The organism is Sphingomonas sp. SRI_018 (assembly GCF_057586275.1).
Genome location: NZ_JBYCZO010000001.1, coordinates 435,119 through 461,522, shown reverse-complemented (window position 1 = coordinate 461,522; position 26,404 = coordinate 435,119). Strand labels below are relative to the sequence as shown.

Genomic DNA, 26,404 nt, shown 5'->3' with positions numbered 1-26,404 from the left:
GAGCGGGGCCGTCACCGCGCCTTCCTCACCGCTTCGAGGATCGCCGGCACCTCTTCGGGCCGGATATCGCCGATATGCTGCGAGACGATCACGCCGTTGCCGTCGATCACGAAGGTTTCCGGCACCCCCGACGATCCGAGCGCCAGCTGCACCTGGCTCGTCCTGTCGTCGCCGATCCGCTCGTAGGGATCGCCATATCGCCCGAGGAACCGCGCCACGTTCGGTCCGGTATCGCGCACCGCCACCGCGTCGATCCTCACACCGGCCTGCTTGAGCGCCATCAGCTGCGGCGCCTCGGCGATGCACGGCACGCACCAGCTCGCGAACACGTTGAGCAGCCGCGGCTCGCCGCCCTTGAAGTCGCGGGTCGCGAGCCCGGGCTTGTTCGGCTGGTTGGCCGGCAGCGCGAACTCGGGGAGCGGCTTGCCGACCATCGCCGATTTGACGGTGCGGTCGGCCGGCTTGAGCAGTTGCCCCGCCACCACCCATAGGATCACCGCAAACGCCGCGAACGGCGCCCAGATCAGCCAGCGCTTCACGCGTAGGCCTCCCTCAGCGCGCTCCGCCGCTCACGCCGCACCCGGCCGATCAGCGACAATGCTCCTCCGATCGCGATCAACGCCCCGCCGAACCAGATCAGCGTCACGAACGGCTTCCACCACAGCCGGAGCTGCCACCGCCCGTCGCCATTGTCCTGTCCCAGCACCGCATAGAGCTGCCCGTCGATCCGCGTCGCGATCGCCGCCTCGCTGGTGGTGGTCGGCGGGTTGGCGAAGAAGCGCTGCTGCGGACGCAGCACGAACGGCCTGCCCTCCTCCCCACGCGTCACCGTCAGATGCCCCTCCAGCGCCGACCAATTGGGCCCGATCGCCGGCGCGATGCCGTCGAGCGTCACCCGGAACGGCCCGACCTCGATCGGCGCGCCGATCCGTGCCGCCACCAGCCGCTCCTGGGTGAAGGCGCTGTCGCTCGCCATGCCGGCGAGGCTCACCGCGACGCCGAGATGCGCGACCACCATGCCCCAGGTGAACAGCGGCGTGCGGCGAAGGTCGCGCTTCCACAGCGGCGCCACGCTCGCCACCGCCAGCCCTGCCGCCAGCGCCAGACCGGCGAACGGCAGCACGCCGATCGGGTGGGCGGCATCGGCCGCGAACACCACCAGCGCGACCCCGGCGAACAGGGTGACGGCGATCGGCGCGATCATCCGCCCGAGCAGCGCGTCCCAGTCGTCGCGCCGCCAGCGGATCAGCGGCCCCGCCGCCAACACCACCGTCAGCAGCAGCGCGACCGGCCCCACCGCCTTGTCGAAGAAGGGCTTGCCGACCGACAGCTGCACGCCGAACCCCGCGGCGACGATCGGATAGAGCGTCCCGATCAGCACCACGCCCAGGATCACGCTCAGCAGCAGATTGTTGAGGACGAGGCCGCCCTCGCGGCTCAGCAGCTCGAATGTGTTGCCGGCCTTCACCGTGCCGATGCGGAGCGCGAACAGCAGCAACGCCCCGCCGATGTAGACCGCCAGCAGCGCGAGGATGAAGCTGCCGCGCTCGGGATCGACGGCAAAGGCATGGACGCTGGTGAGGATGCCCGATCGCACCAGGAACGTCCCGATCATCGACATCGAGAAGGCGACCACCGCCAGCATCACCGTCCAGGCCCGGAGCCCGTCGCGCGTCGCCAGCACCGTGACCGAATGGAGCAGCGCGGTCGCCGCCAGCCACGGCATCAGCGAGGCATTCTCGACCGGGTCCCAGAACCACCAGCCGCCCCAGCCGAGCTCGTAATAGGCCCAATAGCTGCCGGCGGTGATGCCGATCGTCAGGAAGATCCACGCTCCCAGCACCCACGGCCGCATCGCCCGCGCGAACGCCGGACCGACGTCGCGGGTCAGCAATGCCCCCACGGCGAAGGAGAAGGCCACCGACAGCCCGACATAGCCGAAGTAGAGCGTCGGCGGGTGGAAGGCGAGGCCGGGATCCTGCAGCAGCGGGTTGAGCCCCGCGCCGTCCAGCGGCGCCGGGTCGATCCGCGCGAAGGGATTGGACGCGATCAGCAGGAACGCGAAGAAGCCGAGCGCGATCGCCGCTTGCGCCCCCAGCGTCGCCACCAGCGTCCGCTCGGGCAATCGGTGTTCGAGCACCGCGATCGCCGCCCCGGCGATGCCGAGCACGGTCACCCACAGCAGCATCGACCCTTCGTGATTCCCCCATGCGCCCGCGAACTTGTAGAGCCACGGCTTCGCCGAATGGCTGTTCTCGACGACCAGCAGCACCGACATGTCGGAACGCAGGAATACCGCGATCAGGCAGGCGAAAGCGACGCAGGTCAGCACTCCCCCCACGATCGCGACAGGCCGCACGGCGGCGAGGATCTGCGTCCGCGCCGCGGCCCCGTCCGGAGCCCGCAGCGCGATCACTGTCAGCAGGAGCTGCATCAGCGCCATCGCCGCGGCGAACCACAGCGCGGCGAGCCCGGCCTCGGCGATCACGGCTCGAGCGACTTCGACTTGTGCATCGCGCCGGCGACCTCGGGCGGCATGTAGCGCTCGTCGTGCTTGGCGAGCAGGTTGGTCGCCTTGAACGACCCGTCGGCCAGGAAGCTGCCCTCGGCGACCACGCCCGAACCTTCGCGGAACAGGTCCGGCGCGATCCCTGCGAAGCGCACCGGCACCTGGGCGACGCCGTCGGTGACGACGAAGGTCTGCGTGACCCCGTCCGCCGCCCGCTTGAGCGACCCCTTCTCCACCATCCCGCCGAGCCGCACCGCCTTGCCGACCGGCACGCCCTTGGCGACGTCGCCGGGCGCGTAGAAGAATGCCGCCTGATCCCTCAGCGCCGACAGCGCCAGCAATCCTGCGGCGATCACGGCGACCACGGCGAGCAGGACGAGCGTCAGGCGCTGATGCTTGGCTTTCATGAGCGCTTGAGCTGCTCCGCCGTCTTCTCCGCCCGGCGCATCGCCCGCCAGCTCGCGAAGGCGACCGCCGCCGACGCGGCCAGCGTCAGCGCATAGGCGGCGGTGATGAAGGCCCAATGGTTCATGCTGCCGCCATCCGCCGCATCCGCGCCTCGACGCGGGTGGTCGCGATCATCGTCCGCATCCGCATCAGCACGATCGCGGCGAAGAACAGGGTGAAGCCCGACAGGGTGAAGCCCAATGGCCACAGCATCGATCCGTCGATGCTCGAGCTGGTGAGGCCGATGCTCTGCCCCTGGTGCAGCGTGTTCCACCACACGACGGAGTAGCGGATGATCGGCAGCAGCACGCTGCCCGCGATCCCGAACAGCGCCGGGATGCGCCCGTCGCCGCCGCGCTCGGCATCGGCACGGCTCAGCGCCATGTACGCGCAATAAACGAAGAACAGCAGCAGCATCGAGGTCAGCCGCCCGTCCCACTGCCACCACGTCCCCCAGGTCGGCCGCCCCCAGATCGATCCGGTGGCGAGGCACAGGAAGGCAAACAACGCTCCCGGCAGCGCCACGGCACGGGCGGCGACACTCGCCAGCGGGTGCCGCCATACCAGATAGACGATGCTGGAAACCGCGATCGCGCTCCACCCGCCAAGCCCGAGCCAGGCGGTCGGCACATGGATGTAGAGGATACGGACGCTCTCGCCCTGGAGATAATCGGGCGGCGTCTGGGTAAGGCCGGCCCAGGCCCCGAACGCGATCAGCGCGACGCCCACCCAGAACAGCGGCGCCGTCAGCGGCCGGGCAATGCGCAGGAATCGCGCGGGATTGGCGAGGGCGTGGATCGCAGGCACGGACGCGTGTCTAGGGGCTTTCCGGCACCATTTCTACCATCGTCACCCCGGACTTGTTCCGGGGTCCACCGAGCGACATATCCAATACCACCATGCTGGCGGATCGGTGGATGCCGGAACAAGTCCGGCATGACGGTGAGTGACGCAAGCGCCCGCGAATCATCTCCGCCCGATCAGCCGCCGCGCGATCGCATCCGCGACGTCGCTCGCCGGCTGGCCGGTACGGTCAGCCTCATCCCAAACCTCGACCAGCCGGTCGGGGATGCGGGCGATGCGGGCTTCGACCTCGGCGCGGTCGCCCTGCCCCAGATATTCGAGGCCGACGTTGATGATGCCGCCCGCGTTGATCACATAGTCCGGCGCATAGAGAATGCCACGCGCCGCCAGCCGCGCACCGTCCTCGGGCGTCGCGAGCTGGTTGTTGGCGCCGCCCGCCACCGCCTTGCAGTCGAGCGCGGCGATCGACGTCTCGGTCAGGATCGCCCCCAGCGCATTGGGGCTGACGATGTCGCAGGACACCGCCAGGATCTCCTCGGTCGGCACCACCTCGGCACCGATCTGTGCCGCCAGCGCCTTAGCCCGTTCGACGTTGACGTCGGCGATGGTGAGCCGCGCCCCGTCCGCCGCCAGCAGCCGCGCCAGCCCGCCGCCGACGCTGCCGACGCCCTGGATCGCGACATGGACGTCCTTCATGCCCTCGGCACCGAGCGCGCGCTTCGCCGCCGCATTGACGCCGAGGTAGATGCCCATCGCAGTGAACGGCCCCGGATCGCCGCCCGCGCTGCCCGCCGCGACCGGCAGGCCGGAGACATGCCTGGTCCGCGTCGCGATCACCTTCATCCGCGCCTCGGACATGCCGACGTCCTCGGCGGTGACATAGCGTCCGCCCAGCGACTCGACCGCGTCGCCGAACGCCTCGAGCTGCGCGGTGGTGATCTCCGTCCCCGGCGCGCTCGCCAGCACCACGCCCTTGCCGCCGCCCATCGGCAGGCCGGCCATGGCGTTCTTGTAGCTCATGCCCCTGGAGAGCCGCAGCGCGTCGGTAAGCGCCCGCTGGCTGTCGGCATAATGCCAGAAGCGCACGCCGCCGGCAGCCGGGCCAAGCGCGGTCGAATGGACCGCGATGATCGCGTGCATGCCGGACTTGGGGTCCGCGAACAGATGGACGCCTTCGTGATCGTCGTAATCGGGAAGATCCCAAGCCGAGCTCAATGCCGCCTCCGCGCTCAATCGAAAATTGCTCGCGCGGGCAATATTGTTTTAGCGGCCGGGGTGCCAGCCCAAAATGCAATGCTGTGGGAATGGGGCGATCGACGGGACTTGAACCCGCGACCCTCGGTACCACAAACCGATGCTCTAACCAACTGAGCTACGATCGCCGTGAAGCCGCGCGCTTAGCCGGGGTTTGCCCGGCAATCAAGGCGCCGGGGGCTGGAATCCGCACGCCGGCTTTGGCAGGGTCGCCGCATGGCCAGCCTCGCCCCTGACGCCCATGTCCAGCCCGCCCCCGGCTCCGGCTTTCCCGCCGAGCCGGTGATCGAGTCGATCATGGCGCATGCGGGCGTGCAGCGCGTGCCCAGCCCCAAGCTGACATTGTTCATGCTCCGCGATTTCCTCGAGCCGGAGCTCTACCGGTCGCTGATGGCCAAGATCGACAAGGACCGCCGCCCTTCGACCATCGCCGATGCCAATGGCGACTATGCCTTTCGCACCAGCGAGACCTGCGATCTCGACCCGAGCGATCCCGAGGTGGCGGAGGTCAAGCGGCGGATCGTCACTCTCACCGGCCTCGACCCCGCGCATGGCGAGCCGATGCAGGGCCAGCGCTACGAGGTCGGCCAGGAGTTCAAGGCGCACACCGACTATTTCGACCCGCGCGGCGCCGATTTCGCGCGCTACTGCAGCGTCGCGGGCCAGCGGACCTGGACGGTGATGCTCTATCTCAACGATGTCGAGGCCGGCGGCGCGACGCGCTTCAAGGCGATCGACAAGATCGTCCAGCCCGAGGCCGGCAAGCTGCTCGCCTGGAACAACCTGCGCCCTGACGGCACGCCCAACCCCGCCACGATCCATCATGCGATGAAAGTGCGGGCTGGCCTCAAATATGTGATCACCCAATGGTTCCGCGAGCGGCCGTGGGGCTGACGGTCGCCGCCGTCCATCAATGAAACGGCCGGCTGCACAATCGCGTGCAGCCGGCCGGAACAAGACGCTCACGATTAGAGTCGGATTCGGCCAGGTTTGAATCCGTTCCCCGGCGAAGGCCGGGGCCCAGCTGCGAGCGGTTCGAGACTGGGCCCCGGCCTTCGCCGGGGAACAGCCCTTTCGAGCCAGATGGATCGAACTCTAGAAGGTCGTGCTGAGCCCGATCGAGAAGACCTGACCGACGTTGTAGCGGTTGATATAGACGACGTTGCCGTTGTCGAACGTCTGCCGCTCGTTGAACCGGGTCTTGGTCAGGTTGCGGGCCTCGAGCTTGAGCTCGAACTTGCCGCCGGCGAGCTCGAAGCCCTGACGGGCGACGACATCAAGGCGGATGCCGGGGCGCTCGACGATGTCCGGCTGGAACCCGACGCCCGACAGCAGCGACGGGCCGCGGTTGGTCACGCGGTCGCTCGCATAGTTGAACAGCACCGTCAGCTGCGAGAGCTGCTGCGTGTCCTCGATGCCGAGCTGCAGGTTGACCAGATGATCCGACTGGCCGGTCAGCGGCGCGCCGTCGCGGAACTGGAGGTTCGCCGGGCCGAATCCGGTCGGACAGCCGCCGAGCGTCTGGTTGAGGACGTTCGGCACACAGCTCGAATCCGCGGTGATCTCCGAGTGGGTATAGGTGTAGTTCGCGATCACCACCGCCCGGCGCGTGGCGAAGAACCCGCCAAGCGTATCGAGCGGGAAGTACTTCTGCACCTCGACCTCGCCGCCGTACAGCTGCGCCTTGGGAAGGTTGGTGAAGCCGGTCTGCAGGCGGTCGTCGGCGCCGGTGTAGAAGCCGACCTGCTCGATCGGATTGTCGATCTTCTTGTAGAAACCGGCGAGCGTGAACCGCTGGTCACGAGCGAAGAACCATTCGAAGCGACCCTCGAAGTTGAGCAGCTCCGAATCCTTGAGCAGCGGGTTGCCGAAGAACAGGCGATCCGAATCCGGATCGCGGAACTGCTGCGGCGCCAGCTCGCGGAACTGCGGCCGCGAGATGGTCTTGGACGCGCTGGCACGCAGCTGCATGTCCGGCGCGAAGTTCCAGGTCAGCGTCGCCGCCGGCAGCCAATAGTCGTTCTTGAGCTTGGTGGTGGGGCTCGCGACCGGCGTTACCCGCTGATCGCCGCTCTCGTAACGGACACCGATGACGGCCCGCAAGCCGTCGAGCAGCTCGCCTTCCGCCTGGGCATAGCCCGCGTGGATGCGCAGCTTGGCGTCATAGGCATAGGCGCCGAGCGGCGTGTTAAACTGCATCTCGATCGTGCACGCGCCGGTGCCCTGCTGCGGGCAGGCGTTGTTCACGACGTCGGGGCTCAGCAGATAGTCCGGCCGCAGCAGGTTGAAGGGATAGCCGGGCGCCGTACCGCCGCCCGCGCTGGTCTGGTAGTTGAACTGCAGGCGCCGCGAGAAGCGGTCCGTGTCCGAATAATAATAGCCCGCCGACAGCGTGATCGGGCGCGGCGCGTCGATCTTGTACGACAGGTCCGCCTGGCCGGTCCAAAGGTCCTCGTTCAGGTCGGAGAAGATGATCGACGCGAACGGGGAGAAGCGCTGCGTGACCTGCCAGGCGCCGTTGCACTGGAAGCCGGTCGCGCCGTTGCCGCCGTCATATTGGATCGGTTGCCCCGTAGTCGTCGTCGACGAGCATAGATAGTCGAACTGGCGCTCGTAAGGCGCATTGCGCTTCGAGTTGGCATAGGCACCGCGCACGTCGAGCTTGAACGCATCCGTCAGATGAAATTCGCCGACGAGCTGCGATTCGATCAGTTGCCGCTCGAACCAGTTGGTGTTCTGCTGGAAGCGCAGGCCGCTGGCGTTGTTGTAGACCTCCGCCGCCGAGCCGCGCGCCTGCTTGAGCACGTCACGGATATAGATGTTGGTCCAGCGGATCGTGTTCTCGCCGAACGAATAGCCGACGCCGAGCAGCGCGTTGCCGACGATATGATTGTCGGTGAGCAGCGTATGGAAATCGTTGCGGATCGCACCCGTCTCGGTGACGCTGTCCTGCTGCAGGATCGAGCGCGTGCGGAAGCTGTTGCTGTAGCCGATCGACCCGATCACGCCCAGCCGGCCGCCGCCCATGTCGAACGCGCCGCCGCCGCTGATCTCGGCCGACCAGTTGGCGGGGAGCTGGTTGTTGCGCTGGAGCAGCGTGGTCGAGGCATTGGACAACTGCAGCACCTGCTCGGCCGGGATGAGGCCGGAGTTCTTGGTCGCGTTGCGGATGAAGTCCGGGACCTTGCGGGTACCGTCGTCGAAGCCCAGCCAGTCGGTGTCGCCGCCGTAATAGGTATAGCCGAGCTCGCTCGTCGTGGCGGTGTCCGCGGACAGCGAGCCGCCGATCTTGATGAAATTGTCGTCCGGGATCGCCTTGGTCGTGAGATTGATCACGCCGCCGCCGAACTCGCCGGGATAGTTGACCGAATAGGTCTTCTGGATCAGCGCCGAACCCACGATCGTGGTCGGGAAGATATCGAGCGGAACCGAGCGGCGCAGAGGCTCGGGGCTCGGCAGCGGCGACCCGTTGAGCAGCGACGAGGAATAGCGGTCGCCGAGACCACGGACATAGACGAAGCCGTTGCCCACCACGCTGAGGCCGGTGACGCGCGTCAGCGCGCCGGCGATGTCGCCCTCACCCGTCCGCGCGATGTCGGCGGTCGACAGCACCGACACCACCTGCGGCGTGGCGCGGATCGTGTTCGGGATGTGCCGGCCGACGACGACGATGTCCTGGGCCGCGGTAGGATCGACACCCGGCGCGGAAATCTCGACGTCCTGCTGCTGATCCGTCTGCGGAGCCTGGGCATCCTGCTGCTGCGGGGCAGCCGCCGTGACCGGATCGCTGGCCGGAGGAGCGTTGCCGGTCGTCTGCGCCAACGCCGCCGGCGAAACGAGTTGCGAGGTCAGGAGAAGAAGGGTGGCGTAGGCGAGGCGTCGCTGCATGGCCGTGTCATCCAATGAGAATTATGGGCAAATGCCGGGGCGGCTTGGGAGCCGCCCCGACACGGTTGCGCATGTGCGTTCGCCTCAGCGGCCGTTGCAGGAGAAGTAGACCGAGTTGAACACCGGCGGGCCCTGGTCCTGCAGCGCCTCGTTCTTCGGGCGAATGGTCGAACGGTCGGACGCGCTGGTCTCGCCGGCGATCATGTTGACGCAGGCGACGTTCGTCGGCGTCTTCACGATGCCATTGACGAAGGTCATGTCGGCACCGCCGCGCAGACGGATCGCCGCCGGCGCATTCGCCGTCTGGATGAAGGTGAAGTTGGCGTAGCGGCCCCAGGTGCGGGGCAGCAGGTCCTCGGCGCCGTTCGAGTCGATCTCGGTCGAGAAGGAGTCGGCGGTCGCGCCGGAGACCTTCTGCGCCGCGATCATGAACTGGATGAAGCCGCGCCAGCCGTTGTCGACGTCGAAGCCGTCGTCGTCGGCGCCGGTCACCGCGATATACTTGATGTTGCTGGTGCCGCCGAAAATCTCGATGCCGTCGTCGGCCGAGTTGTGGCTCTGGATGTGGTCGAGCACCGTGCCCGAGCCGGTCGCGCCGAGCGTCAGCCCCTGCAGCTCGTTGCCGTCGGAGATGGCGATGCCGCTGTAGCGGATCTGGACATAGGACATCTGGCCGCTGCTGTCGTTCTCGGTCGTGCCGCCGTAGAAGCGGCCGGTCACGCCTTCGATCGCCTGCTGGCAAGGCGTGCCGCTGGTGCCGCCGGTGCCGGTCGCGCAGACCGCGGTGGTCGAACGGCCGAGCAGGATGATGCCGCCCCACTGGCCCTGCGTCGAATCGCTGACGCCGTTGTTGGCGAGGTTCTGCTGCGAGGTGAAGATGATCGGCGCGGTGCGGGTGCCCACGGCCTGGATCTTCGAACCGCGGTTGACGAGCAGCAGGTCGTTGGTCGGCTCGCTCGAATCGGCCGCGATCACCACGCCGGCCTCGATCGTGAGGGTCACGCCCGCGCCGCCGGTGGCGCCGAGGTCGGTGCCGACCTCGGTCTGGCCGCGAAGACGATAGAAGACGCCGGGAATCTTCGGCAGGGTGAGATTGGCCGTGATCGCCTGCGGAATACGGCAGGCGCGGAAGGTCTGCACCAAGCCGTCGTCGGTCGTGCCGGTCGGGCAAGCTGCGGCGCTGCCTCCGGTGCCGACGGCCGGCACGGCGGTGCAAGCCGCGCTGGCGCCGCCGAAGTTTGCGCTGGTCGAGTTGCAGGTCCAGTCCTGGAAGGCCGTGTCGGTCGGGCCGTTGAGGGCACCGGCATAGTTGGTGCTGGTGAAAAAGGCATTGAGCGTCGAGGGATCGGTCGCCGGCGTCGCCGAGGTAGCGCTCGTCGGGTAGACGCCGTTGAGGAGGCTCGAGGCGTTCGCCGTGCCGTTCACATTGTTGTTGCTGCCGGTGTTGACGATCGCCAGCTGCTCGTCGGCGGTGATCGTGAGGCCGCCCTGCGTCGTCGCCGCGGCGAACTGTGCTGCGGTGATCGGGCCGGTCGGGGTCGGCGTGGGAGTCGGCGTCGGGGTCGGAGCCGGCGGGATGACGATGGTGCCGCCGCCCGGCGAGGCGACGTTGTCCGCGCCGTTGCACGATGAAAGCGCCGCCGAGGCGGCCGTCGTCAAGAGAATAAGGCCGAGGCGCTGGAAGCTTCGCATGAGGGTCTCCGTGTCCGATCCGACGGTTGTGCGGGAAGGGCCTGTTTTGCCCGGGATCGACTCGGTTCCCCCCGGCCGACCTTGCCGTGGTCGCTAGGGGCGCTGTGTGACGGCGAGATGCCAGTTCAGCGACGTTTCGGAGACTCTGAGATGACAGTTGGATGCCATTATGAAGTCGTTTCAGCGACTTATCGATGACTATTCGATGACACTCATGGACTAACGCAATGAATCAGAACGCTTTCCTGCCTTGAGCACAAGCGCGACATGCTCGATCGCGGCGATGTCCTTGGTCGGGTCGCCGTTGACCGCGATCAGATCGGCGGCGAGGCCCGGCCGAACCGCGCCTATCCGATCCTGCCAGCCGAGGATCTCCGCATTGCCCGAGGTCGCGACGATCAGCGCCTGCGCGGGGCCGAGGCCCCATTCCGCCATCAGCTCGATCTCGCGCGCGTTGCGGCCGTGCGCGAAGACGCCGGTGTCGCCGCCGGCGCACATTCGGACGCCCGCCTTGCGCGCGACGGCGAAGCTCGTCCGCTTGCCCGCAATCGCTGCCGGCTCGGGTCCAGCGCCATTCCAGCCGGCGTAGCGCGCGATCGCATCGGAAGCCGCCAGCGTCGGGCAATAGGCGACATTCCTCGCCTTCATCAGCGCGAATACCTCGGCGGTACCGTCGTTGCCATGCTCGATCGTATCGGCACCGGCCAGGATCGCGCGCCGCATCCCCTCTGCGGTGCTGGCGTGGACCGCGACTTTCCGGCCCGCATCGTGCGCGGCGGCGATACCTGCGGCGAGCTCCTCCTGGCTGAAGGTCGCGCGGCTCGGCTCGCCGGGCCCCCAGCGATAGTCGGCGTAGAATTTCACCCAATCTGCGCCGCGCGCGATCTGGCGCCGCACGCCCGCGACGACGCCCTCGACGCCGCTCACTTCCTCGGCGCCCTGCGGCACCTCGAAGGCATATCCCTTGGGACCATAAGCGCCGGTCGCGACCAGCGCGCGATTGGCGATCAGCAGCCGCGGCCCCGGCACGATCCCCTGCGCGATCGCCGCCTTGAGCCCCGCATCGGCATCGAGCGCTCCCTCGGTGCCGAGGTCGCGCACGGTGGTGAAGCCCGCCGCCAGCGTCGCCCGCGCCGCCGCCACCGCGCGCGCGGTGCGGAGCGCCAGGGGCTCCGTCACCACCTGATCGTTCCAGCTCGTCTCGTTATAGGGGTGCAGGAACAGGTGGACGTGGAGATCGATCAGCCCCGGCATCAAAGTCGTACCGGGCAAGGCGATTGTCTCGCTTCCGATCGGCGCCGTCACGTCGGGACCGGCCGCTACGATCTTCTCGCCTTCGACCAGCACCTTCCAGCCCTCATGCGGTTTGGGATCGACACCGTCGAACACCCGATCGGGCACGAGGATGATCGGATGCGAGACGTCCTGCGCATTCGCCGCCGGCATCATCAACAGTGCAGCCATCACGGCGAGCGCGCGTCCGAACATCACCGACTCCCTTCCCTCCGCTGCTAGACCGGATCGTGTCGGCCGCGAAGGGCCCGTCTGGAATTGGCAAGCCTTTCGGGCCATGAGGCAGATCATGCTGGAAATCTGTGTAGACGAAGCGGCCGGTATCGCGGCAGCGGTCGACGGCGGGGCCGACCGGATCGAGCTCTGCGCCGCGCTGTCGCTGGGCGGGCTCACGCCCCCCGCGTCGCTGATCCGCCATGCGGCCGGGGCGCCGATCCCGGTCCATCTGCTCGCCCGCCCGCGCGAGGGGGACTTCCGCTACCGGGCCGATGAGGCGGCACTGGTCGCCGCCGACATCGACGCAGCGGCAGAAGCGGGGCTGGCCGGCGTGGTGATCGGCGCCAGTGCGTCCGGTGGTGGCTTGGACACACCGCTGCTCGCGCAATGGGTGGCCCATGCCCGCGCTGCCGCCGCCAGGCGCACCCGGCCGCTCTCGCTCACGCTGCACCGCGCCTTCGATCTGACCCCCGACCCGCTGTCGGCGCTGGAGACCGCGATCGAACTGGGCTTCGATCGTATCCTCACGTCCGGCGGCGCACCTCGCGCCGCCGATGCATTGCCCATGCTGGAGTCGCTGGTCCGTCAGGCGGGCAAGCGGATCATCATCCTCGCCGGAAGCGGCGTCGACGCGGCGACCCTTCCCGCGATCCTCGATACCGGCGTCACGGAGGTCCATGCCTCCTGCCGCAGCCCGACCGGCAAGGCCGGCGAAACGGAGCAGCGGTTCGGCTTCCAGGCAGGGCCACGCCTGCGTACCGACCGGGGCAAGGTCGAGGCACTGCGCAGCCTGCTCGACCGGGCGGCAGCTCCCTGAGCTTCAGCGCGGGAGCACGTCCACCGATCCGAGGATACCTGACTCCGCTCCTGCCGACGCCTCGATCACCAGCACCACGACGCGCGGCTTCGCGCCTGGCGGCAGGTTGGCCTCCAATGGTGCCGGCGCGGTATCGGCCTTGTCGGCGAGCTTCTGCCCGTCGACCCACAGTTCGGCGCGGCCGCCGATGCGCTCGAACCGGATCACCCCACCCGCGGCCGCCATGCGCTTCCAGGGCGTGAACCGGCTGCGATAGACGCGCCAGCCCGCCTGGGCTTCCGCGGGGGTCGGCGTGCCGCTGCGGACGAAGGCCCAGCTGTTGTTGTCATCGTCCGAGGGCGCAAGCGTCGGCTCCGGCCGGGCCGGCAGCAGCGGCGAGCGGCGCCATTCGCCGATCGACATGACCGGCGGCATCACCGGTACCTGCGGCCGCGGCGCGATGTTGGCTCGGTCGAGCATCAGCGTCGCGGACTTCAATCCTTCGGCGGTGGCGGTGATCCGAATCCTGCCCCGCCCCCTGCCCGCTCTGACGATGAGCTGCGCGAGGCCGTTGAACAGCGACCGGCTGCCGCCCTGCTCGGGTTCGTGGCTGTTGGGGTCGCCGTTGCCGACGCCGATGATCGTCCCGCCCTCGACGACGAAGCGCGTCATCAGGTTCGCCGTCGGCACATGCCGGCCCCTGGCATCGACCGCGTCGATCGTGATCGGCTGCACATCCTCATCGTCGCCCGCCATCACCGTTCGAGCGGGCGTGAGGCGCAGCGCGACAGGAGGTCCTGCGGTCTCGTGAGCAGCGCGCGCGACCACCTTGCCGCCCCGCATCGCCACCGCTTCGATCCGTCCGGCTTCATAGGGGACCCGCCATTCGTTACCCATGATCCGGTCGGCCCGCTGCACGCCGAGCTCGCGGCCGTTGAGGCTGAGCGCGATCGTGTCGGCATTGGTGATTGCGAAGACGCGGATCGCCTGCCCTTCGCGGCCCGGCCAGGTCCAGTGCGGCGCCAGGAACAGCGCCGGCCAATCGTCGATCCAATGCGCGCTGTGGATGCCGAAGGCCGTCTTGGGAAAGCCGCACAGGTCGAGGATGCCGAAGAAGCTGGAGATCGTCGGCCATTCGTGAGGCGTCGGCTCGCCGTGATAATCGAACCCGGTCCACACGAACCCGCCCGCGACGAACGGCCGCTCGGCGATCTTCCTCCAGCTTCCCCGATGCGTATCGCCCCAGGATGCCGCCTCGTCGTCGTAGGAGGTGATCACATGCCGCGCCGGATCGCTGGAGAAGGCGCCGCGCGTCTCGAAGGCGCTGGTATCCTCCGAGCTGGTGATCGGCTTGGTCGGGTTCAGCCGATGGAACTTGTCATAGTCGTTCTGATAATAGTTGAACCCCATCACATCGACGACGGTCGAGACATTGGCCGGGTTGTAGAAGGACCCGTTCATCGCCGCCGTGATCGGCCGGCTGTCGTCGAGCCGGCGGACAGCGGCGGCCATGCGGCGGACCATCTCCACGCCCGCCTCGGTGCCCTGCATCGGCTCCTCGTTGAACACCGACCACAGGATCACGCTCGGATGGTTGCGGTCGCGCCGCACCAGCCACTCGAGCTGGGCGAGATAGTCGGGCGCCGGATTGAAATTGCGGTTCTCGTCCATGACGAGGAAGCCCATCCGGTCGCACCAGTCGAGCAGCTCGGCGTTGGGTGCGTTGTGCGACATGCGGATCGCGTTGCAGCCCATCGCCTTCAGCCGCTCGAGCCGCCACGCGAGCAGCGCATCCGGCACCGCTACGCCGACACCGGCATGATCCTGGTGGAGGCAGACGCCCTTCAGCTTCACCGGACGATCGTTGACGAACAGGCCCTTGTCGGCATCGAAGCGGATCGTGCGGAAACCGATCGCGATGTTGCGCTCGTCGACCGCCCTGCCCTCGCGCAACACGCGCGTACGGACCGTGTAGAGCGTCGGCTCCTCGACCGACCAGGGTCGCGGCGCGCCGGCGTCGAGCCGCAGCACCGCCTCGGCACGGTCGAGTACGGGCACGATCGCCGGGGCCCGCTGCACTGCGATCGACCGGCCGTCCGGATCGATCAGCTCCGCCTCGACCTCGACCGAAGCCGGCTCTCGCTCGATGTTGCCGAGCGTGACGGTGACCGGCACATGCCAGCCGTCTGTGTTGCGGCGCGGATCGCAATGCACCCCGTCCGACACGATCGCCACCGGCGCCCGCCGGACCAGCCAGACATGGCGGTAGAGGCCGGCGCCTTCGTACCACCAGCCTTCCTTGGCATCGGCATCCACGCGCACGACGATGACGTTCGTCTCGTCACCGAAGCGCGCGAACGGGGTCAGGTCGATATAGACGCTGTTGTAGCCCGACCAGTTGTGCGCGACGACGCTGCCGTTGACCCAGATCGTCGCGTTTGTCGCGATCCCGCCGAAATGCAGCTCGATCGTCCTGCCGCGATCGGCCGGATCGAGCCGGAGCGTCCGCCGATACCAGCCGATGCCGCGCGGGCGATAACCCTGCGACACATTGGCGGTCTCGACAAAGGGCTGGGACGCGGCCCAATCGTGCGGCAACCGGACCTCCTGCCAATCGCTGTCGTCATAGACGACCGCGGCAGCGCCCAGCGCGTTACCCGCCTTGACGCTGAGATAGGTGGCGTTGTGCCCGACCGGCTCGGGCATCGGGATGTCGCCTTCGTGGAAACGCCAGCCGAGTTCGAGCAGCGTGCGCGAAGGATCGCTCTCCGGCAGACGAGGCGGCAGGGACCGGGCCGGCGGCGGCATGGGGAAGCCGTCGTCCGTCCCGCGCGGCGGCGCAGCCAGCACCGGCCGGACCGAAAGCATCGCCCCCATTCCCGCGCTGCCGAGAAGGAGCTGGCGGCGATCCATCGGGGTACTCCTACTCGAACAAGAACGATGAGGGCGCCGCGTCAGACGTCGCTCAGCTCCGCCACGAAATCATAGGCGTCGCCGCGATAATAGGAGCGCGTGACCTCGGCGGCCCGGCCGTCACGCAGGAAGGCGCGACGCTCGATCAGCAGCCCGGCGTGGCCCGGATCGACACCCAGCATCTTGGCGTGCTCACCCCCGAACGGCACCGCGCGCAGCCGCTGGAGCGCCCGGACGGGCCGGTTGCCGGCCTGTTCGAGCGCGGCGTAGAGTGAGTCCCCGACCACGTCGACCGAGGACAAGCAGTATCCCGGGATGGTCGAGAACTCGAGCGCCATCGGCTCGTCGTCGGCATAGCGGATGCGGGCGAAGCGCAGCACCCCCGCGCCTGGCGACAGGCCCAGCGCCATCGCTTCCTCGGGATTCACCTGCCCGGGCGCGCGCGAGATCCAGCTGCTGCTCGCCTTGCGGCCGCGCGCCGCCATATCCTCGGTGAAGGACGACAGCTTGGAGAAGCTCTTCTCGACGCGCTCGGCGACGAAGGTGCCCGCGCCGCGGCGGCGGGTCAGCAAACCCTCCTCCACCAGTCCGCCGATCGCCTTGCGCACGGTGATGCGCGACACGTCATATTCGAGCGCCAGATCGCGCTCGGGCGGGATGGCGTCGCCCTGCTTCAGCACCGCGCCGCCGATCGCGTCTCGGATGAGCTGCTGGAGCTGGAGATACAGCGGCGAGGGATTGTCGTCCCGGAAGCGTCCGATCTGATCCGAAAATGCCATTCGTTCCCCCTGCCGAGACCCTTCGCCCCAACACGGCCGGCTGGTATCCCACGGCGCCATGCGGAGCAACCGGTCTGGGTTCAGGTCTAGATTGGTACGATCTTTCGACCACTCGCCCCGATGCAGTCAAGATATTTCAAAGGATTTCCGCGCCCCGCCGAATCGTTGCGCCGCCGCTATTGCCGGATAGGATATACATTGGTTACATCCGCCGCGCATCGCCGAGCCGGCGCAACAGGGAGCAACGAATGATGCGGACGAGCGCCAGGTGGCTTTGCTGGACGGGTCTGACGCTCGCAGTGCCGGCATATGCGCAATCTCCCGCGGCGCTCCCGCTCACGCCGCTGCCCAGTTCGGTGCAGCCGGGCGAGGGCAGCTTCACCGTCGCGGACGGCGCGATCATCGCCGTTCCCGCGGACGACACCGGAGCCGCGGCGGCGGCGCGCATCCTCGCGGCCCATGTCAAGGTCGAGCGAGGCATCACGCTCGTCGACAAGGCCGGCACCGGCCCGATCAGCTTCACGCGCGACCCGGGCGTGCAGGGCGACGAGGCCTACCGGCTCGAGGTCGACCCCGAGGGCATCCGCATCGCCGCCTCGGGCGACCGCGGCCTGCTCTACGGCGCGATGACCCTCGCCCAGCTGCTCAGCCCCGACCGCGCGTTCGGCAAGCCGGTCAAGGTTCCCGCTCTCACCATCACCGACAAGCCGCGCTTCGGCTGGCGCGGGCTGATGATCGACCCGGCACGGCATTTCCAGCCGATCGAGTTCCTCTACTCCGTCGTCGACCAGATGGTGTCGGTGAAGCTCAACACGCTGCACATCCACTTGACCGACGATCAGGGCTGGCGTTTCGAGGTGAAGCGCTATCCCAAGCTGACCGAGATCGGCGCCTGGCGCACCGGCCCCTCCACCGGCGGCCCGGCACCGACCGAGAAGGTCGGCGGCTTCTACACCCAGGAGCAGCTGAAGGCGCTGGTCGCCTATGCCGCCGAGCGCGGCATCACCATCGTGCCCGAGATCGACCTGCCAGGCCATGCCCAGGCGCTGGTCGCCGCCTATCCCGAGCTCGGCGTGTTCGGCGACCGGCCCGAGGTCTCGCACGACTGGGGCGTCAATCCCTATCTCATCAACCCCGGCCCCAAGGGTGTCCAGTTCGTCAAGGACGTGCTCGACGAGCTGATGACGGTGTTCCCCGGCACCTATATCCATCTGGGCGGCGACGAGGCGGTCAAGGACCAGTGGGAGCGCTCGCCGGAGGTGCAGGCGCAGATCAAGGCGCTCGGCCTGAAGGACGAGAACCAGCTCCAGAGCTGGCTGATCGACGAGTTCGGCAAATATCTCGCGAGCAAGGGCCGCCGGCTGATCGGCTGGGACGAGATCCTGGAGGGCGGGCTGCCCCCCTCCGCGTCGGTGATGTCGTGGCGCGGCGAGAAGGGCGCGGTCGAGGCCGCCAACCAAAACCACGACGTGGTGCTGAGCCCCGCGCCGACGCTCTACCTCGACAGCCTGCAGAGCCGCCGCGCCGACGAGCCGCCGGGCCGGATCGCGATCCAGACGCTCGAGGACGTCTACAAATACGAGCCGATGCCGGCCGGCATCGACGCGGAGAAGGCGAAGCATGTGCTCGGCGCCCAGGCCAATGCCTGGAGCGAGTATCTGGTGACGCCCTATCAGGTCCAGCACATGCTGTTCCCGCGCGCCGCGGCGCTCGCCGAGATCACCTGGTCGGACAAGGACAAGCGCGACTTCGCGGGCTTCGTCGCCCGGCTCGACCCGCAGGTGCAGCGCTGGCGCCGCTCGGGCGTCGAGGTGGCGGACAGCGCCTTCGCGGTCGGCTTCGAGGTCCAGGGCAGCCGAGGCGATGCGCTGCGGGCGAACAAGGTCACCGTCGCCCTCTCGACCCAGGCACCCTACGGCACGATCCGCTACACGCTCGACGGCAAGGCGCCGACCGCCAAGTCGCGCGCTTACTCCGCCCCACTGACGCTGAAGCCCGGGGCGACGATCCGCGCCGCTGCCTTCGATGCCGTCGGCAATGCCACCGCCACGCCGCGCAGCTTCGACACCAGCCGTGCCGCGCTGCTGACCCGTACCAGCTCCGACCTCATCGCCTGCCCGCGCGGCAGCCTCGGCCTCCGGGTGCCGCTGACCTCCGAAGCGACGGACAATGCACCGGCCTTCAACATCAACCTGTTCGACACCTGCAGCGCCTACCCGGCCGCACCGCTCGACGTCGCCAAGGGCTTCACCGTCGAGGTCGCACGCCTGGCCCGCCACTACGGCCTCGCGCATGAGGCCTCGGCGCTCCGCGCGCATTACAACGTCACGCCCCATGGCGAGCTGGTGATCCAGGCGCGCTGCTTCGCCGCGGCCAAGGACAAGAGCGTCAAGCCGGTCGTGCTCGCCACCTTTCCGCTGCCCGATCCCGAGCGGTCGCCGACCCGGTTCAGCTTCAGCGGCACGCTGCCGGCGATGGCGGGGGACGAGGATCTGTGCCTCCAGTTCACCTCGTCGCTGCTGGATCCCTATTACGCCGTGGAGCGCATGACGCTGACGGAGACCGCCAAGTGAAGCCACGGCTCGCGCTTCTGCCGTTGCTGTTCGCCGCACTGCCCGCCTGGGCTGCCCCCAAGGAGACGATCCCGCTCGACGGCGTCTGGGAAGCCCGGATCGATCCCGCCGACGCCGAAGCCGCCAAGGCCCATCCCCGCGAAACCGCCTGGTTTCCGGCCAAGGTGCCGGGCAGCGTCCAGCAGGACCTGATCGCGGCCAGGCGCGTCCCCGATCCGTTCAAGGGGATCAACGAGGCGCCGATCCAATGGGCCGGCCTCACCAACTGGCAGTTCCGCCGCACGATCGCGGTGACGCCGGCGATGCTGGCGCGCGATCATGTCGAGCTCGTATTCGACGGGCTCGACACTTTCGCAACGGTGTCGGTCAATGGCCAAGTGCTGCTCAAGGCCGACAACGCCCACCGCCGCTGGCGCGTCGATGCCAAGGCGGCGCTGAAGCCGGGCCGCAACGAGCTGATCGTGACGATCGCCTCGCCGATCAGGACGCTCCAGCCGATGGTGCTGGCCGAAGCAAATCCGCTGCCCGGCGAATATGATTCCGCATTCGGCGACGAGCCCAAGGGCAAGCAGACCTCGCCCTATATCCGCAAGCCCAAGTACCACTATAGCTGGGACTGGGGCCCGCGCCTGGTGAACGTCGGCGTGTGGCGCGCGGTGAAGCTCGAAGCCTGGGACGAGGCGCGGATCGACGCGCTGACGATCGAGCAGGAGGCGCTGAACGACTCCGAGGCGCGGCTGGTGGCGCGCTATCGCATCGTCGCCGGACAGGGCGCGACCGTCACGCTCGATACGCGGATCACCGCGCCCGACGGCGCATCCCAGAGCGTGACGCGCGAGGTGAAGGTCGCCGCGGGCGACAATGAGGTCAGCGTGCCCCTCAGCGTCGCCGCGCCGCAACGCTGGTGGCCGGTCGGCTACGGCGCGCAGCCGCTCTACAAGGTCACGGGTGCACTGGGCGGTGACGACCGCGTCGAGCACCACATCGGCCTGCGCACCGTCGAGCTCATCCGCAAGGACGGCAGCTTCGGCTTCAAAATCAACGGCGTGCCGATCTTCGCCAAGGGCGCCAACCTGATCCCGTTCGACAATTTCCCGTCGCGCGTGACCACGGCACGGATGCGTGACATCCTCCAGAGCGCGCGTGACGCCAACATGAACATGCTGCGCGTCTGGGGCGGCGGCTATTATCTCGACGACGATTTCTACGCGATCGCCGACGAGCTGGGCGTGATGGTCTGGCAGGACTTCATGTTCGGCGGATCGATCACCCCGCCCGACGCCAGGTTCCGCGACAATGTCCGCATCGAGGCGGAGGAGCAGGTCGAACGGCTCCAGGCGCATCCCTCGATCGTGCTGTGGGCGGGCAACAACGAGGTGCTGTCCGGCTGGGAGAACTGGTCCGACCGCAAGGCCTTCAAGCGCCGCGTCGGCGCCGACGAGCAGGAGCGGATCGGCGTGGGCATGGCGGTGCTGTTCGACCGCGTGCTGCGCGATGCGGTGCTGACGCGCTCGCCGGGCACGCCCTATTGGCCGGGCTCGCCTTCGACCGATTACGAAGGCCCGACCGACACCGACAAGGACGGCGACCGCCATTTCTGGGACGTGTGGTCGGGATCGAAGCCGGTCGAGCGCTATCTCGACAGCTGCCCGCGCTTCATGTCCGAATACGGCTTCCAGGCGATGCCGGACCTCTCGACGATCCGCGAGTTCGCCGGCGACGGACCGCTCACGCTCGACAGCCCGGTGCTCAAGGCGCACCAGAAATTCCTGGCCGGCGAAGGCAGCGCCCGGCTCCAGCTCTATCTCGACCAGCGGCTGCGTCCGGCACGCGATTTCGCCGACCTCGTCTACCTGACCCAGGTCAACCAGATGCAGGCGATCGACATGGCGGCGCGCCATCATCGCGGCTGCCGGCCGGTGACGATGGGATCGCTCTACTGGCAGATCAACGACACCTGGCCGGCGATCTCCTGGGCGAGCATCGACTATTACGGCCGGTGGAAGCTGCTCCATTATGCCGCCCGCCGCTTCTTCGCCCCGCAGGCGGTCGTCGCCGAGCATCGCGACGGCAGCACACGGATCGCCCTCGTCTCCGACGCGACCGCGCCGGTCCAGGCGCGCTGGCAGGTGCGCGCGTTCGACATGGCCGGCAAACCGCTCGGCGAGCGAGGCGGCGAGGTGACGCTCGCCCCCCTCTCGGCGAAGGACATGGCAAACTTTACCGATGCAGAGTTGTTCGCCGGCGCCGATCCGAAGGCGAGCTATGCGGTCGCCGAGTTGCAGGTCGACGGCCGCAGCGTCTCCCGCACCATCGTCGAGCGCGCCGTCCCCAAGGACATGGCCTATCCTGCTCCAGACCTCACCGCCCGCTGGGAAGGCAAGCGCGTGACGATCACTGCCAAGGCGCTCGCCCGCGCAGTGATGCTCGACTTCGGCGCGCTCGCCGCCCAGCCGAGCGACGATGGCTTCGACCTGCTGCCGGGCGAGAGCGTGACGATCGACGTCCGCTCCGACGCCTCCGCCGCGGCGCTGAAGCGCGCCCTCACCCTCCGCACACTTGGACCCCGATCGTGATCCCGCTCCTGCTTCTCGCCGCCGCCACCGCCGATGATTCGGTCGCCCGGTCGATCGCGACCATGACCGTCGAGGAAAAGGCCGCCCAGCTCCAGAGCACCGCGCCCGCCGACAAGGATGCCGGCCTCCCCGCCTACGACTGGTGGAACGAAGGGCTGCACGGCCTCGCGCGCAATGGCCACGCGACGGTATTCCCCCAGGCGATCGCGCTCGCCGCGACCTGGGATACCGACCTGCTGCACAAGGTCGGCGATGTCGTCGCGACCGAGGCGCGCGCCAAGTTCAACGCGCGCCCCGCCAGTGCCGACCGCCGCATCTATGAAGGGCTGACGATCTGGTCGCCCAACATCAACATCTTCCGCGATCCGCGCTGGGGCCGTGGGCAGGAAACCTATGGCGAGGACCCGTACCTCACGGGGCACCTCGGCGTCGCTTTCATCCAGGGATTGCAGGGACCCGACCCGGCGCACCCCAAGGTCGTCGCCACGCCCAAGCATTTCGCCGTCCACAGCGGTCCCGAGGCAGGCCGCGACGGCTTCGACGTCGACCCCAGCCCGCAGGATCTGGAAGCGACCTATTTCCCCGCCTTCCGCCTCGCGATCACCGAGGGCAAGGCGCGCTCGCTGATGTGCGCCTACAACTCGATCCACGGCACCCCGGCGTGCGCCTCCTCACCCCTGCTCAACGACCGGCTGCGCAAGGACTGGGGGTTCACCGGCTTCACCGTCTCGGATTGCGACGCGGTCGCCAACATCCACCTGTTCCACCATTACCGCCTCGACGCCGCGGGAGCGGCGGCGGCGGCGATCAAGGGCGGGAACGACCTCAATTGCGGCAATGCCTATGCCGCACTCCCCCAGGCAGTCGCCAAGGGGCTGGTGAGCGAGGCCGAGATCGACACCGCCCTCACCCGCGCGCTCGACGCTCGACGCGCGCTCGGCATCGCCTTCGGCGGCGACAGTCCGTGGAGCCGGATCAAGCCGAGCGAGATCGGCACGCCCGAGCATCGCGCCCTGGCGCTCGACGCCGCGCGCAAGTCGATCGTGCTCCTTAAGAACGACGCCGGGCGCCTGCCGCTCAAGCCCGGCAGCCGCATCGCGGTGATCGGCGCCGACGCCGACGACCTCGGCGTGCTCGAGGCCAACTACCATGGCACCGCGATCGATCCGGTCACGCCGCTGGAGGGCATCCGCCGCCAGTTCGGTGCTGCGAACGTCAGCTACGCCCAGGGTTCCGTCCTCGCCGACGGCGCCCCGGTGGTGGTGCCCGAAACCGCCTTCGCCGCCGACGGCAAGCCGGGTCTCAAGGCCGAATATTTCGCTGGCCCGACCGTCACCGGCACGCCGGTCGCGACGCGGCAGGACCGGCGGATCGACTTCAACTACACGCGCGCCGCTCCCCTGCCCCAGCTCGATCCCAAGGGTTTCTCGGTGCGCTGGTCGGGCGAGCTCGTGCCTCCAGGGCCGGGCCGCTACACGCTCGCGATCGACATTCCGGCCTGCTGGAAGGATTGCACCACCCATGACGCCGTCCGACTGTGGATCGACGGCAAGCCGCTCCACACGGGTGCGCTCGGCAAGGCGCGGGTGGAGGTCCCCTTCGACAGCGACGGCAGCCGCCATGCCTTCCGCCTGGAGCTCGACCATCACGGCGAGGACGAAGGGCTGCGGCTGATGTGGCTCCCGCCCGCCGAGCCGATGCTGGCGCAGGCGGTCGCGGCGGCGCTGGACGCGGACGTGGTGGTGGCGGTGCTCGGCCTCTCCCCCGACCTCGAGGGCGAGGCGCTCCAGGTGAGCGTACCCGGTTTCGTCGGCGGGGACCGCACCGACATCGCACTCCCCCAGGCCCAGCAACGGCTGCTGGCGGCGCTGCGCGGCACCGGCAGGCCGGTCGTCCTCGTCCTGACCAGCGGCAGCGCAGTCGCGGTCGATCCGGCGATGGCCGATGCGATCCTCGCCGCCTGGTATCCGGGCGAATCCGGCGGCACCGCGATCGCCGAGACGCTGGCGGGGCTCAACAACCCCTCGGGCCGCCTGCCCGTGACCTTCTACGAGAGCACCTCCGACCTCCCCGCCTTCATCGATTACGGCATGAAGGAGCGGACCTACCGCTATTTCACCGGCACGCCGCTCTGGGGCTTCGGCCATGGCCTCAGCTACACCAGCTTCGCCTATGATGCCGCCGCGGCGAAGGCCGGCAGCACGACGGCCCCGGTGGAGGCAAGCGTCCGCCTCCGCAACAGCGGCGGCCGTGCGGGCGAGGAGGTCGTTCAGGTCTATCTGGTCCCACCGTCCGCTAAGGGGGGCGGCTTCACGGCCCCCGTGCTCCAACGCCAGCTCGCCGGCTTCCGCCGCGTCGCGCTGACGCCGGGCAAGACCGCGACGGTCCGCTTCACGATCGACCCGCGCAACCTGAGCACGGTCGAGCGCGACGGTACGCGCCGTGTGCTGCCCGGCCGCTACCGCCTGTGGCTCGGCGGCGGCCAGCCACAGGACGGTGCGGGTCAATGGACCGAATTCACCCTCACCGGCGAGCCGGAGACGCTGCCCAAATGACCGAAATCTCGCGCCGTTCGCTGCTCGCCACCGGCCTCGCCGCCGGCACGCTGGCCACCGCGCCGGCGCTGGCCGCCTCGCGCACGGCTCCGCCCAAGCCTTACGGCGCGGTGCCGAGCCCACGCCAGTGGCGCTGGCACGGGCGTGAGCAATATGCCTTCGTGCATTTCTCGATCAACACCTTCACCGACAAGGAATGGGGTTATGGCGACGAGAGCCCCAAGCTGTTCAACCCGACCGACTTCGACGCCGACCAGATCGTCGCCGCCGCCAAGGCCGGCGGCCTGCGCGGACTGATCCTCACCGCCAAGCATCACGACGGCTTCTGCCTGTGGCCGACGACGCTCACCGAGCACTGCATCCGCAACAGCCCCTACAAGGGCGGCAAGGGCGACATCGTCCGCGAGATGGCCGATGCCTGCCGCCGCGCCGGCCTGCCCTTCGGCCTCTATCTCTCCCCCTGGGACCGCAACCACGCGGACTACGGCCGACCCGCCTATGTCGACTATTACCGCGCCCAGTTGACCGAGCTCTGCACGCGCTACGGCGAGCTGTTCGAGGTGTGGTTCGACGGCGCCAACGGTGGCGACGGCTATTACGGCGGCGCGCGCGAGGCGCGGAAGATCGATGCGCCGCGCTATTACGACTGGCCATCGATCGTCGCGCTGGTCCACCGGCTGCAGCCCGATGCCTGCACCTTCGATCCGCTCGGCGCCGACATCCGCTGGGTCGGCAACGAGGACGGCGTCGCCGGCGACCCGTGCTGGCCGACCATGCCCAACGAACCCTACGACCAGAAGAACGGCAACGCCGGCGTGCGCGGCGGCGCGATCTGGTGGCCCGCCGAGACCGACGTCTCGATCCGCCCCGGCTGGTTCTATCATGCCGACGAGGATTCCAAGGTGAAGAGCCCCGAGCGGCTGATCCGCCTCTATGACGAATCGGTCGGCCGCGGCACCAACCTCAACCTCAATATCCCGCCCGACCGCCGCGGCCGGATCCCCGATCAGGACGTCAGGATCCTCAAATCCTTCGGCGACGCGATCCGCGCCACCTTCGCGCGCGATCTCGCCAAGGGCGCCGTCGCCCATGCCAGCCACAGCCGCGGCCCGGACTTCGAGCCCGCCCATGTGCTCGACGGCGATCGCGAAACCTATTGGTCGACGCCCGACGGCGTGACCGTTTCGGAGCTGATACTCGACCTGAAGCCGGGCACGAGCTTCGACGTCATTCGCCTGCGCGAATATCTGCCGCTCGGCGTGCGCGTGACCCGCTTCGCGATCGATGCCGAGATCGGCGGCGCATGGCGCACACTCGCCGAGCATGAATGCATCTCCGCCCAGCGGATTATCCGCCTGCCCGCCCCGATCGCACCGCGCCGCGCCCGCCTGCGCATCGTCGAGGCGCCCGCGTGCCCGGCGATCAGCGAATTCGCGCTGTTCCGCTCGGTCGCGCCCGTCCCGGTCCCACCGATCATCTCCTCCGATCCCAGCGTGCTCGACACGAGCGGATGGCGGATCGTCGAGGCGAGCGCACCCGACGCGGAGCGCCTGCTCGACAACGACGCCGCGACGATCTGGCTGCAACCTGCCCCCACGCACGATGGACCGGCGCGCGTGACGATCGATCTCGGCAAGCCGGTCGAGCTCGCCGGCTTCAGCCTGACTCCCTCGCGCCAGGTAATGACCGACGCGGCACCACCTAAAGGTTATGTGGCCGAAACGAGCGACGATGGGACCAATTGGAAGCCAGCGGCGAGCGCGGAATTCTCCAACATCGCCTACGCGCTCTCCACGCAGCGGATCGCCTTCGCCACGCCCCGGCAGGCACGCTACCTCCGCCTGACCTTCGCCGAGACTGCCGTCACGGCACGGAGATTGGCCATCGCCGGAATCGGCGGGTTCACCGCAACGCGCTAGGACCGAGCGACATTTGAAGCTCCGGGCCCTACTGGCCCATCCCCACCGTCACCCCGGACTTGTTCCGGGGTCCACCGGGCCTCCCTGGTCGCACTCAAGCCTCTTGTCCTGCTCTTGCCTCCCCGTGGATCCCGGAACAAGGCCGGGTGACGGTGGGGATGGGTTGAAGCCATCCATCCCTCAAAGCCGG

17 protein-coding genes and 1 tRNA gene are annotated in these 26,404 nt (G+C 68.6%); 6 read left to right on the top strand and 12 right to left on the bottom strand.

Annotation, left to right across the window (positions count from 1 at the left end):
• Positions 1 to 11: 11 nt before the first annotated feature.
• The 7 genes from AC2YHA_RS02135 to AC2YHA_RS02105 all read right to left on the bottom strand — a co-directional run bounded on the left by AC2YHA_RS02135 (position 12) and on the right by AC2YHA_RS02105 (position 5,142).
• Positions 12 to 539, bottom strand: coding sequence for a DsbE family thiol:disulfide interchange protein (locus tag AC2YHA_RS02135; protein WP_487400193.1), 528 nt, complete (start codon positions 537 to 539; stop codon positions 12 to 14).
• On the bottom strand, positions 536 to 2,488 hold the full coding sequence (locus AC2YHA_RS02130; RefSeq protein ID WP_487400192.1) for a heme lyase CcmF/NrfE family subunit: 1,953 nt from the start codon (positions 2,486 to 2,488) through the stop codon (positions 536 to 538). The genes AC2YHA_RS02135 and AC2YHA_RS02130 overlap by 4 nt, the downstream gene beginning before the upstream one ends.
• Positions 2,485 to 2,916, bottom strand: a complete 432-nt coding sequence (ccmE, locus tag AC2YHA_RS02125) for a cytochrome c maturation protein CcmE (RefSeq protein WP_487400191.1) — start codon at positions 2,914 to 2,916, stop codon at positions 2,485 to 2,487. The genes AC2YHA_RS02130 and ccmE overlap by 4 nt, the downstream gene beginning before the upstream one ends.
• Positions 2,913 to 3,041, bottom strand: a complete 129-nt coding sequence (ccmD, locus tag AC2YHA_RS02120) for a heme exporter protein CcmD (protein ID WP_487400190.1) — start codon at positions 3,039 to 3,041, stop codon at positions 2,913 to 2,915. The genes ccmE and ccmD overlap by 4 nt, the downstream gene beginning before the upstream one ends.
• Positions 3,038 to 3,763, bottom strand: coding sequence for a heme ABC transporter permease CcmC (ccmC, locus tag AC2YHA_RS02115; protein ID WP_487400189.1), 726 nt, complete (start codon positions 3,761 to 3,763; stop codon positions 3,038 to 3,040). Before ccmC ends, ccmD begins: the two co-directional genes overlap by 4 nt.
• A 159-nt stretch (positions 3,764 to 3,922) precedes the next feature.
• Complete coding sequence (locus tag AC2YHA_RS02110) at positions 3,923 to 4,975, bottom strand: Glu/Leu/Phe/Val family dehydrogenase (RefSeq protein WP_487400188.1); 1,053 nt, start codon at positions 4,973 to 4,975, stop codon at positions 3,923 to 3,925.
• Between the two features lie 90 nt (positions 4,976 to 5,065).
• Positions 5,066 to 5,142: transfer RNA gene (locus AC2YHA_RS02105), tRNA-His, on the bottom strand.
• Positions 5,143 to 5,230: 88 nt separating this feature from the next.
• Here AC2YHA_RS02105 and AC2YHA_RS02100 point away from each other — a divergent pair.
• A complete protein-coding gene (locus tag AC2YHA_RS02100; protein WP_487400187.1) occupies positions 5,231 to 5,908 on the top strand; it encodes a prolyl hydroxylase family protein in 678 nt (225 codons plus the stop codon).
• A 201-nt stretch (positions 5,909 to 6,109) separates the two neighbouring features.
• On the opposite strand, the gene AC2YHA_RS02095 is transcribed toward AC2YHA_RS02100, so the two are convergent.
• From AC2YHA_RS02095 to AC2YHA_RS02085, 3 genes are all read right to left on the bottom strand, one after another.
• Complete coding sequence (locus AC2YHA_RS02095; RefSeq protein WP_487400186.1) at positions 6,110 to 8,902, bottom strand: TonB-dependent receptor domain-containing protein; 2,793 nt, start codon at positions 8,900 to 8,902, stop codon at positions 6,110 to 6,112.
• 84 nt (positions 8,903 to 8,986) lie between these two features.
• Positions 8,987 to 10,594 (bottom strand): hypothetical protein, encoded by a 1,608-nt coding sequence (locus tag AC2YHA_RS02090; protein ID WP_487400185.1) that lies wholly within the window; start codon positions 10,592 to 10,594, stop codon positions 8,987 to 8,989.
• A 219-nt stretch (positions 10,595 to 10,813) separates the two neighbouring features.
• The gene (locus AC2YHA_RS02085; protein ID WP_487400184.1) at positions 10,814 to 12,082 is read right to left on the bottom strand and encodes a metal-dependent hydrolase family protein; all 1,269 of its coding nucleotides are present in this window, start codon (positions 12,080 to 12,082) and stop codon (positions 10,814 to 10,816) included.
• Positions 12,083 to 12,176: 94 nt separating this feature from the next.
• On the opposite strand from AC2YHA_RS02085, the gene AC2YHA_RS02080 reads away from it, so the two are divergent.
• On the top strand, positions 12,177 to 12,920 hold the full coding sequence (locus AC2YHA_RS02080) for a copper homeostasis protein CutC (RefSeq protein WP_487400183.1): 744 nt from the start codon (positions 12,177 to 12,179) through the stop codon (positions 12,918 to 12,920).
• A 3-nt stretch (positions 12,921 to 12,923) separates the two neighbouring features.
• Here AC2YHA_RS02080 and galA read toward each other — a convergent pair whose 3' ends face one another.
• Entirely contained in the window at positions 12,924 to 15,812 is a 2,889-nt protein-coding gene (gene galA / locus AC2YHA_RS02075) for a beta-galactosidase GalA (protein WP_487400182.1), read from the bottom strand.
• Between the two features lie 41 nt (positions 15,813 to 15,853).
• Positions 15,854 to 16,591, bottom strand: a complete 738-nt coding sequence (locus AC2YHA_RS02070; protein ID WP_233783118.1) for a GntR family transcriptional regulator — start codon at positions 16,589 to 16,591, stop codon at positions 15,854 to 15,856.
• A 248-nt stretch (positions 16,592 to 16,839) separates the two neighbouring features.
• Here AC2YHA_RS02070 and AC2YHA_RS02065 point away from each other — a divergent pair, with 248 nt between their 5' ends.
• Genes AC2YHA_RS02065 through AC2YHA_RS02050 form a run of 4 tightly spaced genes read left to right on the top strand, consistent with a single transcriptional unit; the run spans position 16,840 to position 26,214 of the window.
• Positions 16,840 to 19,164 carry a beta-N-acetylhexosaminidase gene (locus AC2YHA_RS02065; protein ID WP_487400181.1) on the top strand — a complete coding sequence of 775 codons (2,325 nt, stop codon included), beginning with the start codon at positions 16,840 to 16,842 and terminating at the stop codon, positions 19,162 to 19,164.
• Entirely contained in the window at positions 19,161 to 21,740 is a 2,580-nt protein-coding gene (locus AC2YHA_RS02060) for a beta-mannosidase (RefSeq protein WP_487400180.1), read from the top strand. The genes AC2YHA_RS02065 and AC2YHA_RS02060 overlap by 4 nt, the downstream gene beginning before the upstream one ends.
• Positions 21,737 to 24,295, top strand: coding sequence for a glycoside hydrolase family 3 C-terminal domain-containing protein (locus AC2YHA_RS02055; RefSeq protein ID WP_487400179.1), 2,559 nt, complete (start codon positions 21,737 to 21,739; stop codon positions 24,293 to 24,295). The genes AC2YHA_RS02060 and AC2YHA_RS02055 overlap by 4 nt, the downstream gene beginning before the upstream one ends.
• A complete protein-coding gene (locus AC2YHA_RS02050) occupies positions 24,292 to 26,214 on the top strand; it encodes an alpha-L-fucosidase (RefSeq protein WP_487400178.1) in 1,923 nt (640 codons plus the stop codon). The genes AC2YHA_RS02055 and AC2YHA_RS02050 overlap by 4 nt, the downstream gene beginning before the upstream one ends.
• The last annotated feature ends 190 nt before the right edge of the window (positions 26,215 to 26,404 follow it).

Excerpts from the sequence above, each read along its gene's own strand:
- galA (WP_487400182.1), bottom strand. The coding sequence starts at position 15,812 with ATGGATCGCCGCCAGCTCCTTCTCGGCAGCGCGGGAATGGGGGCGATG.
- AC2YHA_RS02065 (WP_487400181.1), top strand. The coding sequence starts at position 16,840 with ATGATGCGGACGAGCGCCAGGTGGCTTTGCTGGACGGGTCTGACGCTC.
- ccmE (WP_487400191.1), bottom strand. The coding sequence starts at position 2,916 with ATGAAAGCCAAGCATCAGCGCCTGACGCTCGTCCTGCTCGCCGTGGTC.
- AC2YHA_RS02100 (WP_487400187.1), top strand. The coding sequence starts at position 5,231 with ATGGCCAGCCTCGCCCCTGACGCCCATGTCCAGCCCGCCCCCGGCTCC.
- AC2YHA_RS02085 (WP_487400184.1), bottom strand. The coding sequence starts at position 12,082 with ATGTTCGGACGCGCGCTCGCCGTGATGGCTGCACTGTTGATGATGCCG.
- AC2YHA_RS02090 (WP_487400185.1), bottom strand. The coding sequence starts at position 10,594 with ATGCGAAGCTTCCAGCGCCTCGGCCTTATTCTCTTGACGACGGCCGCC.
- ccmD (WP_487400190.1), bottom strand. The coding sequence starts at position 3,041 with ATGAACCATTGGGCCTTCATCACCGCCGCCTATGCGCTGACGCTGGCC.
- AC2YHA_RS02050 (WP_487400178.1), top strand. The coding sequence starts at position 24,292 with ATGACCGAAATCTCGCGCCGTTCGCTGCTCGCCACCGGCCTCGCCGCC.
- AC2YHA_RS02095 (WP_487400186.1), bottom strand. The coding sequence starts at position 8,902 with ATGCAGCGACGCCTCGCCTACGCCACCCTTCTTCTCCTGACCTCGCAA.
- AC2YHA_RS02080 (WP_487400183.1), top strand. The coding sequence starts at position 12,177 with ATGCTGGAAATCTGTGTAGACGAAGCGGCCGGTATCGCGGCAGCGGTC.
- AC2YHA_RS02070 (WP_233783118.1), bottom strand. The coding sequence starts at position 16,591 with ATGGCATTTTCGGATCAGATCGGACGCTTCCGGGACGACAATCCCTCG.